Here is a 19,713-nt window from a genome sequence, read left to right as displayed (position 1 = left end):
ACCACTGGGGCCGACATGGTTTCGACGTGGGTAGCGAAGCGAATCAGGGCATACCGAGGACCCGTCACCTCGTTAATCAATGGGAAAATTAGTAACTGCAAACGATAACTCGTACGCACTGGCTGCCTAAGGGCGCCTGCCTCGCACTAGCTCTCTGACGGGTTAGGGTAGCAATACCAAGCGAGGTTATTCACGTCAGATAATCTTCGGTGGTGCCACGGCGCCGGAGCCTAAAATCAAGTGGATCGCTGTTGCGTAGCGTGTTCGTCCGCGACAAAACGGTTAAATCAAATGACTGAACTAAGTATGTAGAACTGATCGTAGAGTACTTGCGGACGCGGGTTCGATCCCCGCCGGCTCCACCAATATTGAAGCCCCAACTGATCTCAGTTGGGGCTTTTTCTTTTCTGGTCTCGTCCAGGGTCCGGCCCCAGGCGCTCGCGACGCCCCAATACATGCGCGAGGCGTCGAGATGACGGTGCACGTCAGCCGATTTCGCCCGACCTCAGGCGTTTTTTGTCCGGGTCGACTCGACCCTCACCCTCGCGATTCGCTCAACTCGTAGCTAGTGCTGCGTCCACCCGCATCCGATTTGCGCAGGACCCCACGGGCCAGCAATTCGGTAACGTCTCGTAGCGCTGTGTCCTGTGAACACTTGGCAATCGCCGCCCATTTGCTGCTGGTGCGCTTACCCTCGAAGCCATCGAGTAGCCGATTGACCACCTTCACCTGTCGCTCGTTCATCGGCGTTGCCGCCCAACGCGGCCAAAACCGAGTCCTGGATAGCACGGCGTCAAGTGTGTGCTGTGCCTGATCGACAGCACGATGCAGTGTCTCGAAGAACCAGGCGAGCCACTCCGCGACATCAAGCGATCGCTTCTGCGTGCGCTCCAGGATGTCGTAGTAGGCCTTGCGGTCGCGTTGGATTTGCGCCGACAGACTGTAAAAGCGCTGAGGACTGCCATCGGCGCGGGCCAGACTAACCAGATCGTAGCGCCAACATGGCCAGTCGCCAGCCCGCCAGATACAAGTGTAATCGCCGCTTTTCATGCGGAGATTATGGGCCGTAATCTCCGCAAACGTACGCTATTCGCCGCATGTAATGCGGTGATAGTGCGGCCCATTCACCGCACCGCCTCCTCCCCTCAATCCGACCGCATCTCCACCTCCTGAGAGGCCTCATCGCGCCGCTTCAACTCATCGAGCACCATCCGCTTCGGCACCTTGCCGTAGCCCGACTTCGGCAGCGCGTCCCAAAAGACAATTCGCTTGGGAACTTTGTACTTGGCGATTCGGGTCTTGAGCCAATCCTGCAGCGCCGATTCGTCCAGCCCCTCCGCGGCATGCAAAACGCAGACGGCCACACCGACCTCGCCCCACTGCGCATCCGGCACGCCAACCACCGCAACCTCGGTGATCGCCCCGTGCGTCAACATCAATTCCTCGATCTCGCGCGGATACACATTGGACCCACCCGAGATATACATATCCGAAGCGCGACCGGTCAGATACACATAACCGTTCTCGTCCATATGCCCGATGTCCCCCGTGCGGAACCAGCCATCGCGGAACGACTTGGCGTTGGCTTCGGGGTTGCGGTAATAGCCCGCGAAAACCGCCGGACCGATAACGCAAACCTCGCCCGTCTCACCCGGCCCAAGCTCGTTGCCGTCATCGTCCTGAATCGTCACCTGCATGCCGCTGCGCTCGACCCCACAAGTCCGCGGTCGCAACGCGATGGTCTCGTCGTTGTGGTCGTATGTCGGCAACACGGTAATGTTGCCCGTGACTTCCCCCAGGCCGTAATACTGCACCAGCACCGGCCCCAGCTTGGCCAGCGCGCGCTTCTGATCCTGCTCGTACATCGACGCGCCCGCGTAGATCACGTAACGCAGACTCGCGTGGTCGTACGCGTCGACAGCCGGGTGCTCGACCAACATCTTGAGAATCGTCGGCACCGTGAACATATTGGTCAGCCGATACCGCTCGATCAGCGCGAACGCCTGCGCAGGATCGAGCTTCTGGGCCGGCATGATCACCGTCGTGCCGCCACGCGCCATCACGTTGAGCTGATGCATGCCCGCGCCGTGCGAAATCGGCGCGACCACCAGCGAGCCATCCTCGTGCGTCAGGCCCGGCATGAGATCACACAGGTGGTTGTTGATGACGAACGCAAGCTGCCCATGCGTGAGCACCGCCCCCTTTGGACTCCCGGTGGTGCCCGAGGTAAAGAACAGCCAGCACGGCGTGTCGCGCTCGACCACCGCGTTGGCCATCGGGGCCGACAGGTGGCGATCGATCAGCGCGCTCACGTGCGGCGATTCGTCCGGCACCGCATTGTCGCCAGTGAACCAGACGATGCTGCAGCCCGGACGCTCCGCGACAACCGCCGCAGCATGTTCCGGGTAATCCGTCTGGCACAGAAATACCGTCGGTTCCGCCACGCGGGCCATGGTGGCCACCTCGCCCGGCGCGAGCCGGAAGTTGGTCGGCACCCAGACCGCCCCCAGACGAAACACGGCGACCATCGCCTCGATCATCTCGTTGCTGTTTCGCGAGTGGGCAAGCACGGTATCGCCGGCGCCCACACCGACCGCGCGCAAGCCCGCCGCGAGCGCCGAGACGCGTGCGTCGAACGCTTGCCACGTCCATTGCTGTTCGCCGAAAACGATCGCGGAATGATTCGGAAAACGACGCGCGTTGCGCGTCGCGAAATACGCAAGGTTCATCACTCGTGCCGAGGTCGGCGTCATGTGGATGAAGCTCATTTGGCGCGCTCCATGATCGAGACGTAATTGGCCACTGCGGCGCCCCCCATGTTGAAGACACCCGCGAGCGCGGCGTCAGCGATCTGCATGTCGCCCGCCTCCCCCGTGAGCTGCATCGCCGCCATCACATGTTGCGAGACCCCCGTCGCGCCCAACGGGTGGCCGCGCGACTTGAGCCCGCCCGACGGGTTGACCGGCAAGCGCCCGTCGCGCAACGTCACCCCCTCCTCGATCACCCGCCAACCCTCACCGGGGGCGGCGAGCCCCATCGCCTCGTACTCGATCATCTCGGCGATCGTGAAGCAGTCGTGCGTCTCGACAAGACTCAGATCCCCCAGCGTCACCCCAGAGCTGCCGAGCGCCTTGCCCCACGCGCGACGCGCCCCTTCGAAAGCGATCGGATCGCGCTTCGCGAGCGGCAGGAAATCGTTGACCTGCACGCGGGCGCGAAATCGAATGGCACGTTGCATCGTCATCGCGACCTCGGGCGCGGCGATCACCATCGCTGCGGCGCCATCGGAGACGAGCGAGCAATCGGTGCGGCGCAGCGGTCCGGCGACGAATGGATTCTGTTCCGACGGTGTATTGCAAAACGCAAACCCCAGATCCTTGCGCAAGTGCGCATAGGGATTGCGCACACCGTTCGCATGGTTCTTGGCCGCGATCATCGCCAACGCGTCGCTGTGGTCGCCATGGCGCTCGAAATACGCCTGCGCGATCCGTCCGAAAATGCCGGCGAAGCCGTCGGGGTTGCTTTCCTCGCGACGATAACACCCGCTCATCAGGATGTCGGGAATGGCCCGCCCCGGCACGGCGGTCATCTTCTCCGCCCCGATCACCAACGCGAGCTTGCCACGCCCTGCCGCGATGAAATCCATCGCCGCATGAAGCGCTGCAGATCCTGTCGCGCAGGCGTTCTCCACATGCATCGCGGGTGCGAAGCGCAGGCCCGGTTGCGCGAGCGAAGCGAGGGCGCCCTCGAAGCCCTGCGGTGTGAGGCCGTTGTTGTAGACCCCGACCATCACCGCGTCGATGTCTTCGGCCACGACGCCCGCATGCGCCAGCGCGTCGCCGATCACGTCCCGCATCAGCGTTTCCACGTCAGGCGCATCAAGCTTGCCGAAGCGCGAGTGCGCCCAACCAACCAGCATGGGTTGCGTATTCATCTTGTCTCTTCCTTGAGCTCGGTGCAGGCCAGCGTCATTCGTCGAGGATGCCCGCGGCAACGAAGCCGCCATCGACCGCGAGCGTCTGGCCGGTCACGAAACTCGCGCCCTCCGACGCGAAGAACGCGACCGCCGCGGCAATCTCGCTCGGCTGGCCGTAGCGCTTCATCGGCACCTGGCGCAGATAGGTCTCGCGCGCCTGCGCCGAGTGATGCCGGGTGAGCGGCGTCTCGACCGGCCCCGGCGCGATCGCATTCGCCGTGATCCCCGACTGGGCAAGCTCGATCGCGATCTGGCGCGTAAGCCCCATCATCGCGGTCTTCGACGTGCCGTAGCCGGTACGTCCGGCACCGGCGCGGATGCCGCTCGTCGACGCGATGTTGACGATCCGGCCCCACTGGCGCGCACGCATGCGACGCGCCGCGTGCTGCGCGAGCGCCAACGGACCGGTCACGTTGATCTCCATGATGCGGCGGAACGTGTCGAGCGGGAAATCGATGAATGGCTTGAGGCTGGCGATACCGGCGTTGTTGACAAGCACGTCGCACCGGCCATGACGTTCGTCGAGTGCGGCGAAGAACTGTTCGATCGAATCGTCGTTACCCACATCGAGCGTCATGGCATCTGCGCGATGTCCGCGCGCCATGATCGCCGACGCCACGGCCTGCGCGGCCTCCAGGTCCAGATCGCTAACGATCACCGTGAACCCATCTTCGGCCAGCCGTTCGGCGATCGCCGCGCCGATGCCGCCCGCCCCGCCCGTGATCACCGCGACCCGTGACTCTGCTTCCATGTGTGGCTCCTGTCTCAAATTCGAGATGCCCGCGCCGAACGCCGCACGGGTCGATGAAATTGCGGAATCGATGATGGGCATTCGCGCGACGTCACGCATCGCCCACGTTGTGCGTCACGTGAGCGGAACCATCGAGCAGCTCTGGCCGCCATCGACGGGCAAACACACGCCCGTGATAAATCGGGCTTGCTCCGACGCGAGAAAGACGGCCGCGTTGGCCACGTCCCACGGGTCGCCCATGCGACCCATCGGCACCATCTGATTGCGTGCCTCGATCATGGCTTCCACGCTGCTGTACTGCGATGCGATCTGCGTATAGATCAACGGGGTGTGAATCGCGCCGGGAAGCACGCAGTTGGCGCGAATGCCGTGGCGTGCGTACTGCATCGCCATGCTGACGGTGGCCTGATTCACGGCCGCCTTCGAGGCCGAGTAAGCGAAATAGGGATAGCCGGTCCACCCCAGCGCTGCCAGCGACGAGATGTTGATGATCACGCCGCTGCCGCGCTCGATCATATGCGGCAAGACGGCCTTGGCCGTGCGATAGACCGAGCCCAGATTCAATTCGATGGCGAGATGCCAGGTCGCTTCGTCCAGCTCGACCGGGCCGCCCATGTGCGTCACGCCCACGTTGTTGTGCAGCACGTCGATGCGCCCCAGGCGCGACAGCGTCTCGGCAACCGCTTGTGCCACCGACGTGGCGTCCGTGACATCGGCACGCACGGCGAGTGCCGTGCCCCCCGCTTGCTTGATCGCATCGGCCGTGCCGTCGGCCAGATCGCTGTCGAGATCGACGCAACACACACTTGCGCCAGCACGCGCATAGGCGAGCGCCGCCGCTTTGCCATTGTTCCAGCCATCGCCGCGGCAGCCCGCGCCGAACACGATCACCGTCTTGCCTTGCAGCGACGCCGTGGCGTTCATGGATTCGTTCATACGCCACCTCGCGATCTCGTCAATTTCTTTAAATCCATAATGTGGACTTTTAATAAAACAGAATACGTTGAACAAAGGATAGGAGATTACCCGCATTTGTGGATAGTGCTCGTTAACCACGATTCATAAAGAAGAGCCAATCCCTATAATTTTCGCAGGGTTACGCACATAAGCCGTCCACAATGTGAATTAAGCAAGTGTTAATTCACACAGGAAATTCAGAATCAACAGTCCACAATGTGGAGTTTTTGTAAATGATTCAATCGTCAGCCGATGACATGCCGTCGCAAGGCGAAGACACGAAGGCCGCCGTGGTGCCGATCGAACGAGATGGCTCGCAAAGCATCGACCGCGCGATGGCGTTGCTCAGTCTTGTGTCGGCGCAGAGCCGGGTCGGCATGCCGTTGCGTGAACTGGTCGCACAAAGCGGCCTGAAGCAGCCCACGGTACACCGCCTGCTCGGCGCGCTCACGCGAGCCCGTCTGATCGAGCAGGATCCACAGAGCAAGCGCTATCACCTCGGCATCGAAAGCTACGTGCTGGGCACGCTGGCGGCCGAGCGCTTCGGCGCGCATCGCATCGCCGTGGGCAGCGTGGTGCGGCTCGCGCATCAGTCGGAGGACACCGCTTTTCTGACCGTACGCCGTGGCGATTACGCCGTTTGTATCCACCGTGAGGAGGGCGCGTATCCGGTGCGCGCGCAGGTGCTGACGATCGGGGACTGCCACCCGCTCGGCGTGGGCGCCGGCGCCATCGCGCTGCTGGCAGCCCTGGACGACGACGAGGTCGAGCAAACGCTGAGCGCGAACGCGGCGAGTTATCGCGAGCATTACCCGTCGATCACGCCCGAGGGGCTGTGGGCGCTGGTGCGCGAGACGCGCGAACGAGGCTATTCGATGCACCGCGGCTTGGTTCACCCCGGCTCATGGGGCCTGGGCATCGTGTTCCACGACGAATCGGGCACCCCGGCCGGCGCACTCTCGATCGGCGCGATCGAGAGCCGAATGGGCGAGGACCGTCAGCAAAAGCTGGTGCGCATGCTGCAGTCCGAGGTACGCAATATCGAGACACGCCTGAAACAACGGTCAGACGCCCGTCCCGCCGATGCATCGGTGCCGGCAGTTCGCGCCGGTCGCCGCGCGAAGTAAGTCAGGTCCGTCGCCAGACGGCGACGACAACGAGCCCCCTCGCACGCGCCAACAAAACGCCTGGAGACACCTTGAATCTGCCCTCCCATCGTCACCTGAAGCAGCCCGGCCCCCCGGCTGTGCAGCGGATCGAATCCATCGTCGGCGACGCCCTGTCGCTCACCTTCGCCCTGGCCGGCGGCCAAAGCTTGCGCGATGCCATTCTCGGCCCACTTGAAGCCGCCGGCATGGCCGCGGCGACCGTGCGCATCGAAGGCCTGCGAGTGCACTCGATGCGCTATGTCCGCCCAGCGGCGTCGCCCGACGACGAGCACGTGGCGTTCTATAGCGAGCAGCACTGCATCGACGAACCCGTCACGATCGAGCTGGCCTGCGCGACGGTCGGTCGCCGCGACGGCGGACCGTTCATCCACTGCCATGCCATGTGGCGCGCTGCCGACGGTCGTTGGCAGGGGGGCCATATCTTCTCCGACCAGGTGATCGTCGCGCAGGACACCGAGGCGCGCGCGTGGGGCATCGCCAACGCCGAGATGCGTGCGGACTTCGATGCGGAAACCAATTTCACGCTGTTCCGCCCGGTGCCCATCGAGGCTACGCACGAGCCAGTGCCGGCGTCTACCGGCCGCCGATGCGTGGTCGCGCGCATTCGTCCCAACGAGGATCTGGTGCAGAGCATTGAACAGGTCTGCCACGAACACGGTCTGCGCGCGGCAACGATTCGCGGCAGTGTCGGCAGCATCGTCGGCGCGCGCTTCGAGAACGCCGCGCCGGTCGACGACATCGCCACCGAGATCTTCGTGCTCGACGGCGTCGTTGCCGAGGCCGCGAATGGACCGCGGGCGACGCTCGATGTCGCACTGATCGACCCGCGCGGCAACATTCACCAGGGACGCGTGGTACGTGGCGACAATCCGGTGCTGATCTGCTTCGAACTGTTCCTGGAGGAGTCCCTCGACGTCGGGACCGCCGCATGACGCGATACACGCTCTCGCACTGGGGCGTCTACGAGGCCGGCGTCGACGACACGGGCACGACCTGTCTGCGCCCGTATGCGAAAGACAGTGACCCTTCGCCAATCGGCACGTACCAGACCGCCGATTCGCTGCGCGCCCTGCGCGTTCGCCGTCCGTCGGTGCGGCGCGGCTGGCTCGAGAATGGACCGGGAAGCGCCACGCATCTGCGCGGCAAGGAGCCCTTCGTCGAAGTGTCATGGGACGTCGCGCTCGATCTCGTCGCGAAGGAACTTGCGCGGGTTCGCGAGACCTACGGCAACACGGCGATTTTCGGCGGATCTTATGGCTGGGCGAGCGCGGGCCGGTTCCACCACGCCCAGAGCCAGGTGCATCGTTTCCTGAACTGTGTCGGCGGTTATGTCCGCCATCGGGATTCATACAGCCTCGGCGCGGCGCACGTGATCATGCCGCATGTCGTCGACGACATGAACGAGTTGATCGGCTATCACCATTCGTGGGACGTGCTCGCCGAACACACGGAACTGTTCGTGACCTTCGGCGGCGTGCCACAGAAGAATGCCCAGTCGGCACCGGGCGGCGTCGGGCGACATCGCGTTCCTGGTGGACTGCGCGCGATGCACGACGCCGGCGTCAAGTTCGTGAACGTCGGCCCCGTCTCGGACAATCTCGACACCGGCGGCGAGGTCGAATGGGTCGCGTCGCGCCCCGGCACCGATACGGCCTTGATGCTTGCCCTCGCCTGGGTGCTGCGTCACGAAAATCTGCACAGCCCCGCGTTCCTCGCCTCGCACTGCACGGGATACGACGAATTCGAGCAGTATCTGCTCGGACATGTCGACGGCATTCCGAAGACGCCCGCGTGGGCGGAGCCGATCACCGGTGTGTCGGCCGACACGATCACCGCGCTCGCGCGCCGCATGCACGCGAGCCGCACGATGCTCAACGTCGCGTGGTCGTTACAGCGCGCGCATCACGGCGAGCAACCGTTCTGGATGGTCGTCACCCTCGCCGCGATGCTCGGCCAGATCGGCCTGCCCGGCGGCGGCTTCGGCGTCGGCTACGGCTGCGTGAACACCTTGGGCACGCCGCACGACAAACTCGGCGGACCCACGCTGCCGCAAGGCCGCAATCCGGTCAGCGAGTTCATTCCCGTGGCGCGCATCGCCGACATGCTGCTCAAACCCGGCGAGCCGTTCGACTACGACGGCGAGCGCTATCGCTATCCCGACACGCACCTGGTTTACTGGGCCGGGGGCAACCCATTCCACCACCATCAGGACATCAACCGCCTGTTGCGCGCCTGGCAGAAGCCGGACACGATCGTTGTCCACGAGCAATCGTGGACCGCGACCGCGCGACACGCCGACATCGTGCTGCCGATCTCCACGTCGCTGGAGCGCGACGACCTCGGCTACGCGTCACAGGAAGCGATCCTGATGTGGATGGCGAAGATCGACGAGCCGGTCGGCGAATCGCGCGATGACTTCACCGTCTTCGCGGGTCTCGCGCAACGACTCGGCGTCTTCGCGGAATTTACCGAGGGCCGCGACGCCGACCAGTGGCTAAGGCACATGTACGAGGAGACGCGCAAGCGCTATGCGCGCGCCGACATCGCGTTACCGGACTTCGACACCTTCCGCGACGTGGGTATGGTCGATCTCCATTCACGCGCGCGGCCGGTGGTGATGCTCGAGGCGTTTCGCGCCGATCCCGCCGCTGCGCCACTGAATACGCCATCAGGACGCATCGAGCTGTATTCGCGCGAGATCGCCGCGTTTGATATTCCTGACTGCCCGGGCCACGCGTGCTGGCTGCCGCCGGCCGAATGGCTCGGCGCACCGCTCGCGTCGACCTATCCGCTGCACCTGCTTTCGGACCAACCGCGCAACAAACTGCACAGCCAGCTCGACGGCAGCCCTTACAGCGCCGCCAACAAAGTTCGGGGCCGCGAGCCGCTCTACCTCCACCCGCGCGACGCCGCCGCACGCGGCATCCACGACGGCGACATCGTCGAGGTGTTCAACGCGCGTGGTCGCTGCCTCGCGGGCGTGCGCATCACCGATCGCATTCTGCCCGGCGTGGTGCGGATGTCCACCGGCGCCTGGTACGACCCGGAACCGGACACCGGGCGCGACAAGCATGGCAATCCCAACGTCTTGACGGCCGACGTGCCGGCCTCGGGCCTGTCGCAGGGCTGCGCCGCGCAGTCATGCCTGGTCGAGGTCAGCGCGCCGGTCACCCACCCGCCGCCGGTGAGTGCCTTCGATTTACCTCTCTTCACTACCGAGATCACGACCGACATCACTGCCGCAACCGCCGCACCGACCGAGCGCCTCTAGCGCCCGTTCGCATCAGGCACCCAAATCCAAAAAAGCAATCTTCAGGAGACACATCATGCAGAGCCTTTCCCGCCGTTCGATGCTGAAGCTTTCCCTGGGTACTGCGATCGCGGCCCCGGCGATCCTCAAGCACACGCGCGTCTACGCGGCCGACTTCACGCTGAAGTACGCCAACAACGCGCCGATCACTCACCCGCTGACGGTACGCATCACGGAGGCCGCCGAGGCCATCCGCAAGGAGACGGGCGGCAAGGTCGACCTGCGCGTGTTCCCGAACAACCAGCTCGGCGGCGACACCGACATGCTGTCGCAGTTGCGCGCCGGCGCGCTCGACTTCTTCACGCTGTCGCCGATGATCCTCTCGACGCTCGTGCCCAAGGCCGCCATCAGTGGCGTGGGCTTCGCGTTCAAGGGGTACGACCATGTGTGGAGCGCGATGGATGGCGAGCTGGGCGACTACGTGCGCGCGCAGATCGAGCGCGGCGGCCTGCACCCGTTCCCCAAGATCTTCGACAACGGCTTCCGCCAGATCAGCTCGTCGACGCGAACGATCAAGACGCCCGACGACCTGAAGAGTTTCAAGATTCGCGTCCCCCCGTCGCCGATGTGGACGTCGATGTTCCAGGGCTTCGGCGCGGCGCCGCTCACCATCAACTTCGCGGAAGTCTATTCGGCGCTGCAGACGAAGATCGCCGACGGACAGGAAAACCCGCTGGTCACGATCAATTCGGCCAAGCTCTACGAAGTGCAGAAGTACGTGGCAAAGACCAACCACATGTGGGACGGCTTCTGGTTCCTGTCGAACCGCGCATCGTGGGCCAAGCTGCCGGCGGAAGTCCGCAAGGTGATCGAGGATCAGATCACGGCCGCCGCGCTCAAGCAGCGCACCGATGTCGCCGCGCTCAACGACTCCCTCGAAAAGGACCTCACCGCGAAAGGCATTGCCTTCAACTCAGTCGACGCCGCGGCCTTCCAGAACAAGCTCCAGACCGCCGGCTTCTACAAGGAATGGCAGGGCAAGTTCGGCGAGCAGGCCTGGGCACTGCTGCAAAAGAGTGCGGGCCGCACGCTCTGAGCCCCCATAGGCCTTTCGAAGGAGACAGCGTATGAACCGCGCCAGGCTGGAGACTCGCATGAACAAAGGCATACTGCCGGCAGCCCCTGCCCAGGAGGGGCTGATCGCCGCGCTGCAATTCACCTTGGCGAAGTGTGTCGAGCTACCGGCCGCACTGCTCGTGCTGGCTGAGATCGTCACGCTGTTCGCCGGGGTCGTCAGTCGCGCCGTATTCCACAGCCCGCTGGTATGGTCGGATGAGCTGGCCTCGATCCTGTTCATCTGGCTGGCGATGCTCGGCTCCGTGATTGCCTTGCAGCGCGGCGAACACATGCGCATGACCGCCCTGGTCGGCCGCATGAACGCCGGCCGGCGCGCGTTCCTCGATGTGCTGGCGATCGCCACACCGCTCGCGTTCCTGCTGCTGTTCATGCCGAGCGCTTACGACTTCGCGGCGGACCAGGCCTTCATCACGACGCCGGCGCTCGAAATTGCCGACTCGTGGCGGGCCGCCGCAATTCCGGTGGGCTGCGCGCTGATGGTGCTGACCGCGCTGCTGCGACTGGTCCGTCACGGCAACTTGCGCATGGTCGTCACTGCCGCGGTAACGATCGGCGCGATCATCGGCGCGCTGCTGCTTGCGCAACCCGTGCTGCGTGGGCTTGGTAACGTGAACCTGCTGATCTTCTTCGTCGGCTTCGTGGCGCTGATGGTGCTTACCGGCGTACCGATCGCCTTCTCGTTCGCGCTCGCCACCTTCGGCTACCTGTCGCTCGGCACCACCACACCGGTCGTGATTCTGGCGGGCCGGATGGACGAAGGCATGAGCCACTTGATTCTGCTCGCGGTGCCGCTGTTCGTGTTCCTCGGCCTGCTCATGGAGATGACGGGCATGGCGCGCTCGATGGTGGCGTTCCTCGGCAGTCTGCTCGGCCACGTGCGCGGCGGCCTGCAGTACGTGCTGATCGGCGCGATGTACCTCGTCTCCGGCATCTCCGGTTCGAAGGCAGCCGACATGGCCGCGGTCGCGCCGGTGTTGTTCCCGGAGATGCAACGCCGAGGCGCCAAACCCGGCGACCTCGTTGCGCTGCTCGCCGCCACCGGCGCGCAAACCGAGACGATTCCGCCGAGTCTCGTGCTGATCACCATCGGCTCAGTGACCGGCGTATCGATTGCGGCCCTGTTCACCGGCGGCCTGCTGCCCGGCGCGATCCTCGGCGTCACGCTGTGCACGCTGGTGTGGTGGCGCTATCGCAACGAGAAGGTGGGCAGCGGCGCGCGCGCCTCAGGCCGGGAGATCGCGAAAAGCTTCGCCATCGCGCTGCCCGCGCTCGCGTTGCCTTTCGTGATCCGTGTCGCGGTGATCGAAGGAATTGCCACGGCGACGGAAGTGTCGACCATCGGTATTGTCTATTCGGCCGCGATCGGGATACTGATCTATCGCCGCTTCGACCCCAAGCGGGTCTATCCGATGCTGGTCGAGACCGCCTCGCTGACGGGCGCGATCCTCTTGATTATCGGTGCGGCGACCGGCATGGCGTGGTCGCTTACGCAATCAGGCTTCTCGACGATGCTCGCTGCAGCGATGCGCGACGTTCCGGGTGGTCCGGTCGGCTTCATGGCGATCTCCATCTTGGCGTTCATCGTTCTGGGCAGCGTACTGGAGGGCATTCCCGCCATCGTGTTGTTCGGCCCGCTGCTGTTCCCGGTCGCGCAGAGCGTGGGCATCAACGAAGTGCACTATGCGATGGTGGTCGTGCTCTCCATGGGCATCGGCCTGTTCGCGCCACCGTTCGGCGTCGGCTACTACTCCGCCTGCGTCATCAGCAAGGTTCATCCCGACGAGGGCATGCGGCCCATCGTCGGCTATATCGTCGCGCTGGCCGTCGGCCTGGTGCTGGTCGCCGCCGTGCCTTGGCTCTCGACGGGCTTCCTGACCTGATCTTCCCCGTTTCACGCCCGAAATCCGGTTCTGCCAACGCGGCGCGCGCTGCCATGCAGCGCGTGGCCCGACGCGCGCCGGGACACGTCCACTTTGCACAGGAGACTTTATGAGCACCGTTGCATCCCCACCCGCCGATACCCTGAGTACGCTTGCGCAGCGCGCGCATCGCATTCGCCACAACGCCATCACCATGGCCGAGGTTCAGGGCCAAGGCTATGTCGCGCAAGCCTTGGGGATCGCCGACGTGCTGGCCGTCGCCTATCTGCATGCGATGAACGTGCGGCCGCACGACCCGGAATGGGAGGCCCGCGATCGCTTCCTGCTGTCAGTCGGCCACTACGCCATCGCGCATTACGCCGTGCTCGCCGAGGCCGGCTACTTCCCAAGGGAGGAACTCGTCACCTACGGTTGCGACGACAGCCGCCTGCCGATGTCGGGCATGATGTCGTACACGCCGGGCGCGGAAATGTCGGGCGGCTCGATCGGTCTTGGCCTGCCGATGGCCGTCGGCATGGGACTCGGCCTCAAACGCAAGCAGTCGACGTCGTTCGTCTACACACTGATGGGTGATGGCGAGCTTGCCGAAGGCCCGACCTGGGAAGCGGCAACGTCGGCCTCGGCGTTCAAGCTCGACAACATCATTGCCGTCGTCGACGTCAACGGCGTGCAAGCCGACGGCCCGTCGACGGTCATCATGCCGACCGAGCCGCTGGTGCAGAAGTTCGAGGCGTTCGGCTTCTACACACAACGCGTGAATGGCAACGACCTGGCGGCCGTGCTCCAAGCCTTCGACAATGCCCGGTCGCACGACCGGCCCGTGCCGCGCATCATCATCTGCGACACCAAGATGGGCAAAGGCGTCGATTTCCTCGAAGCCCGCGAAAAGAATCACTTCATCCGCCTCGACCCGCCCGAGTGGCAACGAGCATTCAGCGCGCTCAACGCGCAAGGGAGCGCAGCATGAACACGTCCGTAGCCGATCAACCGACGACAACCCAAACCCGTCAGAACGCCATGCCCGCCGCGCCCGCCATCATCGCGTCGTCGGTCGATGAGGGACACCGCACACGCGCTACACCGTTCGGCAAGGCGCTCGTGGCGCTGGCCGATGCGCGTCCAGAGATCGTCGGCATGAGTGCCGATCTCGCGAAATATACGGACATGCACATCTTTGCGCAGGCCTATCCGGAGCGCTTCTACCAGATGGGCATGGCCGAGCAGTTGATGGCGACCGCCGCCGGCGGACTGGCCAAGGAGGGGTTCATCCCGTTCGCGTCTACCTACGCGACCTTCGCCGCACGCCGATGCTACGACTTCATCTCGCAGGGCGTCGCCGAGCAGGATGCCAACGTCAAAATCATCGGCGGCCTGCCGGGCCTGACCACGGGCTACGGCCCCAGCCACCAGGCCACGGATGACATTGCGATCTTTCGCGCGATGCCCAACCTGACCGTGATCGATCCGTGCGACGCGCTGGATATCGAGCAGATCGTGCCGGCCATCGCCGACCACCCCGGCCCCGTGTACATGCGCGTGCTGCGCGGCAACGTTCCGCTGGTGCTCGACGAGTATGGCTATAAGTTCGAGCTGGGCAAAGCCAAGCCGATACGCGATGGCAACGATGTCCTGATCATCTCGACCGGCTTCATGACCATGCGCGCCCTCGACGCCGCCAAGGCACTGGCGGCGGATCGCGTCGACGTGGCGGTGCTGCACGTGCCGACGATCAAGCCGCTCGACGAGGCGACCATCGTGCGCGAAGCAGCGCGCGGCGGGCGTCTGGTGGTCATTGCGGAAAACCACACGGTGATCGGTGGTCTGGGCGAAGCGGTAGCGGGTGCGCTCATGCGCGCCGAGGTATCGACGCGCTTTCGCCACATCGGTCTGCCCGACCAGTTCCTGGACGCGGGCTCCCTCCCGGTGCTGCAGGATCGCTATGGCATTTCGCGCAACGCGATGATCGCATCGATCAAGCATTGGTTGGGGTGACGTGGACGGCGTGAGGTGCGGCAGGCCAGCGCGATGACGGATGCGCCATCTGCCTTACGTGCCCGGCGCATGCCGGGCACGTTGGTTATCGGCGACGGTCGACGGCGTCAGGGCGGCCGCGTGCCGTTCACAGGCCGGTGCTTCCTGACCGGTCTTTCGACGCAGGGACGGGACCGTCGCGCAACCCCAGAAACGGGAACGGCGGCGCCACCTTGAAATCGGCCGAGACCTCACCGCTGAAGGTATTGCGCTGATCCTTGCCGAGATCGAGCCGCTTCACGGGCGCCCCGGCCGCGAAATCAACCTTGTTCAGATCCACCCAGAACGTGTTGGGCGTGAGCGCCGATTCAAAGAAATAAAGCATGCGCTTGTGATCGACGACCGTGCGCCAACGCGTCGACGAAATATTCGGCTCGCCCGGCGTCGTGATGCCGAACGGCACCGACGCGTTGCGAATGACACTGAACACGCTCGCCAACGCCTCGACCGGCGATTCGGTCTTTGGAATCGCATTGATGTAGAACGACGCTCGCGCAAAGCGATCCGACGAGCGATTCGTCCCCGGAAGGAACGTCGTTCCGCCAATCTGCTTCCAGTAACTGTTCAACGCAAGCTGCTCGTCGAACGTCGGCGAATTGGTCATCACCTGATACTGGCGGCCGTGGTGAATCACCTGCCGACCGTTGATGTACTCGACGATGGCACTGTCGCCCGACTTGTCGGACATCGACAGATGCAGCGTCGCGATCCGATCCTCGCCGGGCACGTTGTCCGTCACGATCGTGAACGGCGTCTTCTCCAGCGCCGCCACGGCTTGTGCGACCGTCGCGAAGTTATCCAGCACGTACTGCGCCCAGGCCGCGATCGTCAGCCCCGGCTTCGACCCCTTGTCGAACGTCGGATATTGCGACTCCACCAACCAGAGCAACTGCGCCGATAGCCCCTTCTCGTTGACGCCGTCGGTCGTCGACACGTCGTAGCCCGTGGCCACCACGCTGCCGTACTTCGCCGTCCAGCGAAGCGAGTTGGGCCCCGCCTCGCCCGAGCGCGTCATGCCGCGCGGCAACACATAGAGATTGGTGGCGACGTCGACCCTCCAGTCCATCGAGCGCGCGGTAATCACGTCGTCGTTCGCGCCGAGATACACCACACGGGTACAGGCCAGTGCCGACAGCGGGGACAGGGCGAGCGTTGCGGCGGCGACGAGACACGGCAAGGTCTTGACGAACATTCGGGGCATGGCGATACCTCACGTTGGGGAGACGGTTGCGCAAGAACCGTCAGTATAACGATGGAATCCGCCCCCTCCCCCGCCCGATCGCAAACAACGAAGCCCCGCCAGCGATGCTGCCTGGCGAGGCCTCGACTTCCCCCCTGGGGCCGGTCACCGGCCCTACGATTTGCCGGCTCAGCGCTGCGGCTGCGCCGCTGCGCCAACCTCCTTGCGCACCTTGGCCACCTGAGTGGCTGTCACCGCCGGCGCCTTGTTGCCCCAGCTCGAGCGCACGAACGTCAGCACGTCGGCCACATCCTGATCGGTCAGCCGGTCGTCGAAGCCCGGCATCGCGTAATGCGTGGGCGCCGACTTCGTCCACGGCATTTCCGCGCCGCGCAACACGATGTGGATGAGCGAGGTCGGATCGGCCGAGTTCACCGTCGAGCTGAGGGCGAGTGTCGGGAACGTCTGCGTGTAGCCCTTGCCAGTGCTGCGATGGCACGCCGCGCAGTTGTCGAGGAACGTGAGCGCGCCGTTGCCCTTGCCTGCGCCCGTACGCAATGCCTTGGCCACGGTGTCGTCATAGGCGAGCGCCTTGGCGTTCGGATCGACCGGCTTGAGCGTCTTCAGGTACTTGGCAATCGCCGTGAGGTCGTCATCGTTCATGTGCTGGGTGCTGTGCTGCACCACGTCCGTCATCCCGCCGAACGCCGCGGAGTGGTCGTTACGTCCGCCCTTCAGGAACGCCGTGATATCGCCTTCGCTCCAGTTGCCCAGACCGTCGGTGACATCGCCCCGCAGATTCTTCGCGAGGAAGTTGTCGACCACACCGCCCGACAGGAATGCGGTGCTGTCGCCGGTGAGCGCCTTCTCCTGAAACGCAAAGCCGCGCGGTGTGTGGCAGGCGCTGCAATGGGCCAGGCCTTCGACAAGATAGCGTCCGCGCGAGATGGGATCGTTATCGGTCGAGGCGGTATCGCCAACGACCGCGGGCGCGAACATGTTGCGCCAGATCGACAGCGGCCAGCGCATCGACATCGGCCACGGGATATCGGTCGACTTGTTGGTCTGCGCGACGGGCTTCACGCCGTTCATGAAGTAGGCGTACAGCGCCTTGACATCGGCCGGACGCACCTTCGCGTACGACGTGTACGGCATGGCCGGGTACAACGTCGCGCCATTCTTCGCGACCCCGTGGCGCACCGCCTTGTCGAAGTCCTCGAGGCTGTAGCTGCCGATGCCGGTGTCCTTGTCGGGCGTGATGTTCGTCGAGTAGATCGTGCCGATCGGCGAGGCGATCGGCAGGCCGCCGGCGAACGGTAGCCCCTTGGGCGCCGTGTGGCACGCGGCACAATCGGCCGCGCGCGCGAGGTATTCGCCCTGCTTCACGAGTTGCGCCTGCGGGTCGTTCGCGGCGGGCGCCGGGCTGCCGGCGGCCGTCGTGGCGGGTGCCATCGGCGTCGGCGACACGGCGGGTGCGGCCGGTGCCGAGGCCGGCGCCGCAGCATTCTGCGCCCACACGGCAACGGCCGCGAACGCCAGCGTCCCGGCGGCAAGTGCGATCGCGGAGCGTTTCATCATCGTTTTGCGGATCATGGTTGCGCTCCTCACGCCTGAACCAGCGGGCCGGCGTTCTTGAGGTACTGTTCGCGAATCGCCTTCGCAGACCAGTACGCCAGCGCCGCCACCACGCCCGTGGGGTTGTAACCCATGTTCTGCGGGAACGCCGACGCCCCCATCACGAACACGTTGGACACATCCCAGCTTTGCAGGTACTTGTTGACCACGCTGTTCGACGGGTTCGTGCCCATGATCGCGCCGCCGGTCGTATGCGTGCTCTGGTAGATCCGCGTGTCGTAGTGCGTGCCCTTCTTGCGGATCGCGCGGAACACCTTCTCCGGATTCATCGCGCGGCCGACCGCTTCCATGCGGTCGCCCATATAGCCCAGCATGGCGTACTCGTTGTCATGCCAGTCGAACGTCATGCGCAGCAACGGCACACCGTAGGCGTCCTTGTAGGTCGGATCGAGATCGAGACACGCGTCGCGATACGACATGACCGAGCCGGAAATGCCGATCGTCATGAACCGCTGATACGCGTCCGTCACACCCGCTTTCCACTTGCTGCCCCACGACGGCGTGCCCGGCACGCTCGGCGTCATCTTGATCGGGCGCCCGCCCGTGCGCACGTGACGGATGCTCGCGCCGCCGATAAAGCCCAGCGGCCCGTGGTCGAACTGGTCGCCGTTCAGATCGTCCATCGACACGCCGCCCGCGCCCGTGCCGATGAATGGATTCAACTGCGTGCCCTTGGGCAGCAGCACGTTCACGGCGCCGTTCATCTGGTACGCATAGTTCTTGCCGACAACGCCCTCGCCCGTCTTCGGATCGTAGGGCTTGCCGATGCCGGAGAGCAGCAGCAGGCGCACGTTGTGCATCTGGTACGCGGCCATGATGACGAGATCGGCCGGTTGCTCGACTTCGCGGCCTTGTGCGTCGATGTACGTCACACCCGTGGCCTTCTTGCCGTCGCTGTCGAGATTGACCTTGACGACGTATGAGTGCGGGCGCAACTCAAAATTGGGCTTCTTGAGCAACACCGGCAGAATGGTCGTCTGCGGCGATGCCTTCGAGTACATGTAACAGCCGTAGTTTTCGCAGAAGCCACAGAAGTTGCACGGCCCGAGACGCACACCGTACGGATTCGTATAGGGCTGAGAGGTATTCGCGGCGGGGGCCGGGTACGGATTGAAGCCGACTTCGCGGGCAGCCTTCTCGAAGAGCGTCGCACCATAGGTGGTCTGCAGTGGCGGCGTGGGGAATTCGCTTGACCGCGCCCCCTCGCGCGGGTTGCCGCCGGGCACGATCGTGCCGTTCAGGTTGCCGGCCTTGCCCGACGTCCCGAACACTTTCTCGGCGAAATCGAAGTGCGGCTCCAGTTCCTCGTAGCTCACGCCGAAGTCCTGGATCGTCATGCCGTCGGGAATGAATTTCTTGCCGTAGCGTTCCTCGTAATGGCTGCGCAGCTTCAGCTCTTCGGGCAGGATGCGGTAGTGCATGCCATTCCAGTGGAAGCCCGCGCCGCCCACGCCGTTGCCGAGCAGAAACGAGCCGTTCTGGCGGTAAGGCACAGCGAGATCGTCCGGCGTATGACGAATCGTAACGGTCTCGCGGGCCAGCTCCTGGAAGAGCTTGCCGCGCACCGAGTATTCGAGTTCGTCGATGACTTTGGGGTACTGCGCGTCGGTGGGCGTGTCGCGCATCGCACCGCGCTCGAGCGCCACGACGTTGAGCCCGGCATCGGTGAGTTCCTGGCCGAGAATGGCCCCGGTCCAACCGAAGCCCACGATGACGGCGTCGACCTTGTCTTTCTTGATGGCCATGA

Annotated in this window: 14 protein-coding genes, 1 other RNA gene and 1 pseudogene; 8 read left to right on the top strand and 8 right to left on the bottom strand. The window is 64.5% G+C overall.

Annotated features, from left to right (window positions below):
• The first annotated feature begins 6 nt into the window (after positions 1–6).
• Positions 7–365, top strand: a transfer-messenger RNA (tmRNA) gene (ssrA, locus tag OYT13_RS07765).
• 172 nt (positions 366–537) lie between these two features.
• Here the strand turns inward: ssrA and OYT13_RS07760 are convergent.
• From OYT13_RS07760 to OYT13_RS07740, 5 genes and pseudogenes are all read right to left on the bottom strand, one after another.
• Positions 538–990: pseudogene (locus tag OYT13_RS07760) on the bottom strand (Fic family protein); the annotation flags it as partial.
• Between the two features lie 155 nt (positions 991–1,145).
• Positions 1,146–2,768, bottom strand: coding sequence for an acyl-CoA synthetase (locus OYT13_RS07755; RefSeq protein ID WP_268567560.1), 1,623 nt, complete (start codon positions 2,766–2,768; stop codon positions 1,146–1,148).
• Positions 2,765–3,934 (bottom strand): acetyl-CoA acetyltransferase, encoded by a 1,170-nt coding sequence (locus tag OYT13_RS07750; RefSeq protein ID WP_150564655.1) that lies wholly within the window; start codon positions 3,932–3,934, stop codon positions 2,765–2,767. Before OYT13_RS07750 ends, OYT13_RS07755 begins: the two co-directional genes overlap by 4 nt.
• Positions 3,935–3,968: 34 nt before the next feature.
• On the bottom strand, positions 3,969–4,727 hold the full coding sequence (locus OYT13_RS07745; RefSeq protein ID WP_268567559.1) for an SDR family NAD(P)-dependent oxidoreductase: 759 nt from the start codon (positions 4,725–4,727) through the stop codon (positions 3,969–3,971).
• A gap of 114 nt (positions 4,728–4,841) precedes the next feature.
• Complete coding sequence (locus tag OYT13_RS07740; protein WP_261938820.1) at positions 4,842–5,663, bottom strand: SDR family NAD(P)-dependent oxidoreductase; 822 nt, start codon at positions 5,661–5,663, stop codon at positions 4,842–4,844.
• 254 nt (positions 5,664–5,917) lie between these two features.
• Here OYT13_RS07740 and OYT13_RS07735 point away from each other — a divergent pair, with 254 nt between their 5' ends.
• The 7 genes from OYT13_RS07735 (at position 5,918) to OYT13_RS07705 (ending at position 15,112) form a co-directional block, all read left to right on the top strand.
• Positions 5,918–6,811 (top strand): IclR family transcriptional regulator, encoded by an 894-nt coding sequence (locus tag OYT13_RS07735; RefSeq protein WP_261938821.1) that lies wholly within the window; start codon positions 5,918–5,920, stop codon positions 6,809–6,811.
• Between the two features lie 71 nt (positions 6,812–6,882).
• Positions 6,883–7,785: a PCC domain-containing protein gene (locus OYT13_RS07730; protein WP_268567558.1), complete on the top strand. Its 903-nt coding sequence runs from the start codon at positions 6,883–6,885 to the stop codon at positions 7,783–7,785.
• Complete coding sequence (locus OYT13_RS07725) at positions 7,782–10,124, top strand: molybdopterin guanine dinucleotide-containing S/N-oxide reductase (RefSeq protein ID WP_268567557.1); 2,343 nt, start codon at positions 7,782–7,784, stop codon at positions 10,122–10,124. The genes OYT13_RS07730 and OYT13_RS07725 overlap by 4 nt, the downstream gene beginning before the upstream one ends.
• A 55-nt stretch (positions 10,125–10,179) precedes the next feature.
• Positions 10,180–11,199 carry a TRAP transporter substrate-binding protein gene (locus OYT13_RS07720; RefSeq protein ID WP_150564649.1) on the top strand — a complete coding sequence of 340 codons (1,020 nt, stop codon included), beginning with the start codon at positions 10,180–10,182 and terminating at the stop codon, positions 11,197–11,199.
• Positions 11,200–11,257: 58 nt separating this feature from the next.
• Entirely contained in the window at positions 11,258–13,120 is a 1,863-nt protein-coding gene (locus tag OYT13_RS07715; protein ID WP_150564648.1) for a TRAP transporter large permease, read from the top strand.
• 109 nt (positions 13,121–13,229) lie between these two features.
• Positions 13,230–14,087 (top strand): transketolase, encoded by an 858-nt coding sequence (locus OYT13_RS07710; protein WP_261938825.1) that lies wholly within the window; start codon positions 13,230–13,232, stop codon positions 14,085–14,087.
• A gap of 50 nt (positions 14,088–14,137) precedes the next feature.
• Positions 14,138–15,112, top strand: a complete 975-nt coding sequence (locus tag OYT13_RS07705; RefSeq protein ID WP_217425922.1) for a transketolase family protein — start codon at positions 14,138–14,140, stop codon at positions 15,110–15,112.
• 127 nt (positions 15,113–15,239) lie between these two features.
• Here the strand turns inward: OYT13_RS07705 and OYT13_RS07700 are convergent, their stop codons facing one another.
• From OYT13_RS07700 to OYT13_RS07690, 3 genes are all read right to left on the bottom strand, one after another.
• Entirely contained in the window at positions 15,240–16,352 is a 1,113-nt protein-coding gene (locus tag OYT13_RS07700; protein ID WP_217425921.1) for a linear amide C-N hydrolase, read from the bottom strand.
• Positions 16,353–16,520: 168 nt separating this feature from the next.
• Positions 16,521–17,921 (bottom strand): c-type cytochrome, encoded by a 1,401-nt coding sequence (locus tag OYT13_RS07695; protein WP_442796485.1) that lies wholly within the window; start codon positions 17,919–17,921, stop codon positions 16,521–16,523.
• A gap of 14 nt (positions 17,922–17,935) precedes the next feature.
• Positions 17,936–19,711, bottom strand: a complete 1,776-nt coding sequence (locus tag OYT13_RS07690; RefSeq protein ID WP_017235145.1) for a GMC family oxidoreductase — start codon at positions 19,709–19,711, stop codon at positions 17,936–17,938.
• Between the last annotated feature and the right edge of the window lie 2 nt (positions 19,712–19,713).

The sequence above is a fragment of the Pandoraea sp. XJJ-1 genome (assembly GCF_026802345.1).
In the GTDB taxonomy this organism is placed as follows: domain Bacteria; phylum Pseudomonadota; class Gammaproteobacteria; order Burkholderiales; family Burkholderiaceae; genus Pandoraea; species Pandoraea cepalis.
The sequence above is the reverse complement of the archived record's forward strand: the minus strand, read 5'-3'. Positions and strand labels throughout refer to the sequence as shown.

Excerpts from the sequence above, each read along its gene's own strand:
- OYT13_RS07755 (WP_268567560.1), bottom strand. The coding sequence starts at position 2,768 with ATGAGCTTCATCCACATGACGCCGACCTCGGCACGAGTGATGAACCTT.
- OYT13_RS07750 (WP_150564655.1), bottom strand. The coding sequence starts at position 3,934 with ATGAATACGCAACCCATGCTGGTTGGTTGGGCGCACTCGCGCTTCGGC.
- OYT13_RS07745 (WP_268567559.1), bottom strand. The coding sequence starts at position 4,727 with ATGGAAGCAGAGTCACGGGTCGCGGTGATCACGGGCGGGGCGGGCGGC.
- OYT13_RS07740 (WP_261938820.1), bottom strand. The coding sequence starts at position 5,663 with ATGAACGAATCCATGAACGCCACGGCGTCGCTGCAAGGCAAGACGGTG.
- OYT13_RS07735 (WP_261938821.1), top strand. The coding sequence starts at position 5,918 with ATGATTCAATCGTCAGCCGATGACATGCCGTCGCAAGGCGAAGACACG.
- OYT13_RS07725 (WP_268567557.1), top strand. The coding sequence starts at position 7,782 with ATGACGCGATACACGCTCTCGCACTGGGGCGTCTACGAGGCCGGCGTC.
- OYT13_RS07720 (WP_150564649.1), top strand. The coding sequence starts at position 10,180 with ATGCAGAGCCTTTCCCGCCGTTCGATGCTGAAGCTTTCCCTGGGTACT.
- OYT13_RS07715 (WP_150564648.1), top strand. The coding sequence starts at position 11,258 with ATGAACAAAGGCATACTGCCGGCAGCCCCTGCCCAGGAGGGGCTGATC.
- OYT13_RS07710 (WP_261938825.1), top strand. The coding sequence starts at position 13,230 with ATGAGCACCGTTGCATCCCCACCCGCCGATACCCTGAGTACGCTTGCG.
- OYT13_RS07705 (WP_217425922.1), top strand. The coding sequence starts at position 14,138 with ATGCCCGCCGCGCCCGCCATCATCGCGTCGTCGGTCGATGAGGGACAC.
- OYT13_RS07700 (WP_217425921.1), bottom strand. The coding sequence starts at position 16,352 with ATGCCCCGAATGTTCGTCAAGACCTTGCCGTGTCTCGTCGCCGCCGCA.
- OYT13_RS07690 (WP_017235145.1), bottom strand. The coding sequence starts at position 19,711 with ATGGCCATCAAGAAAGACAAGGTCGACGCCGTCATCGTGGGCTTCGGT.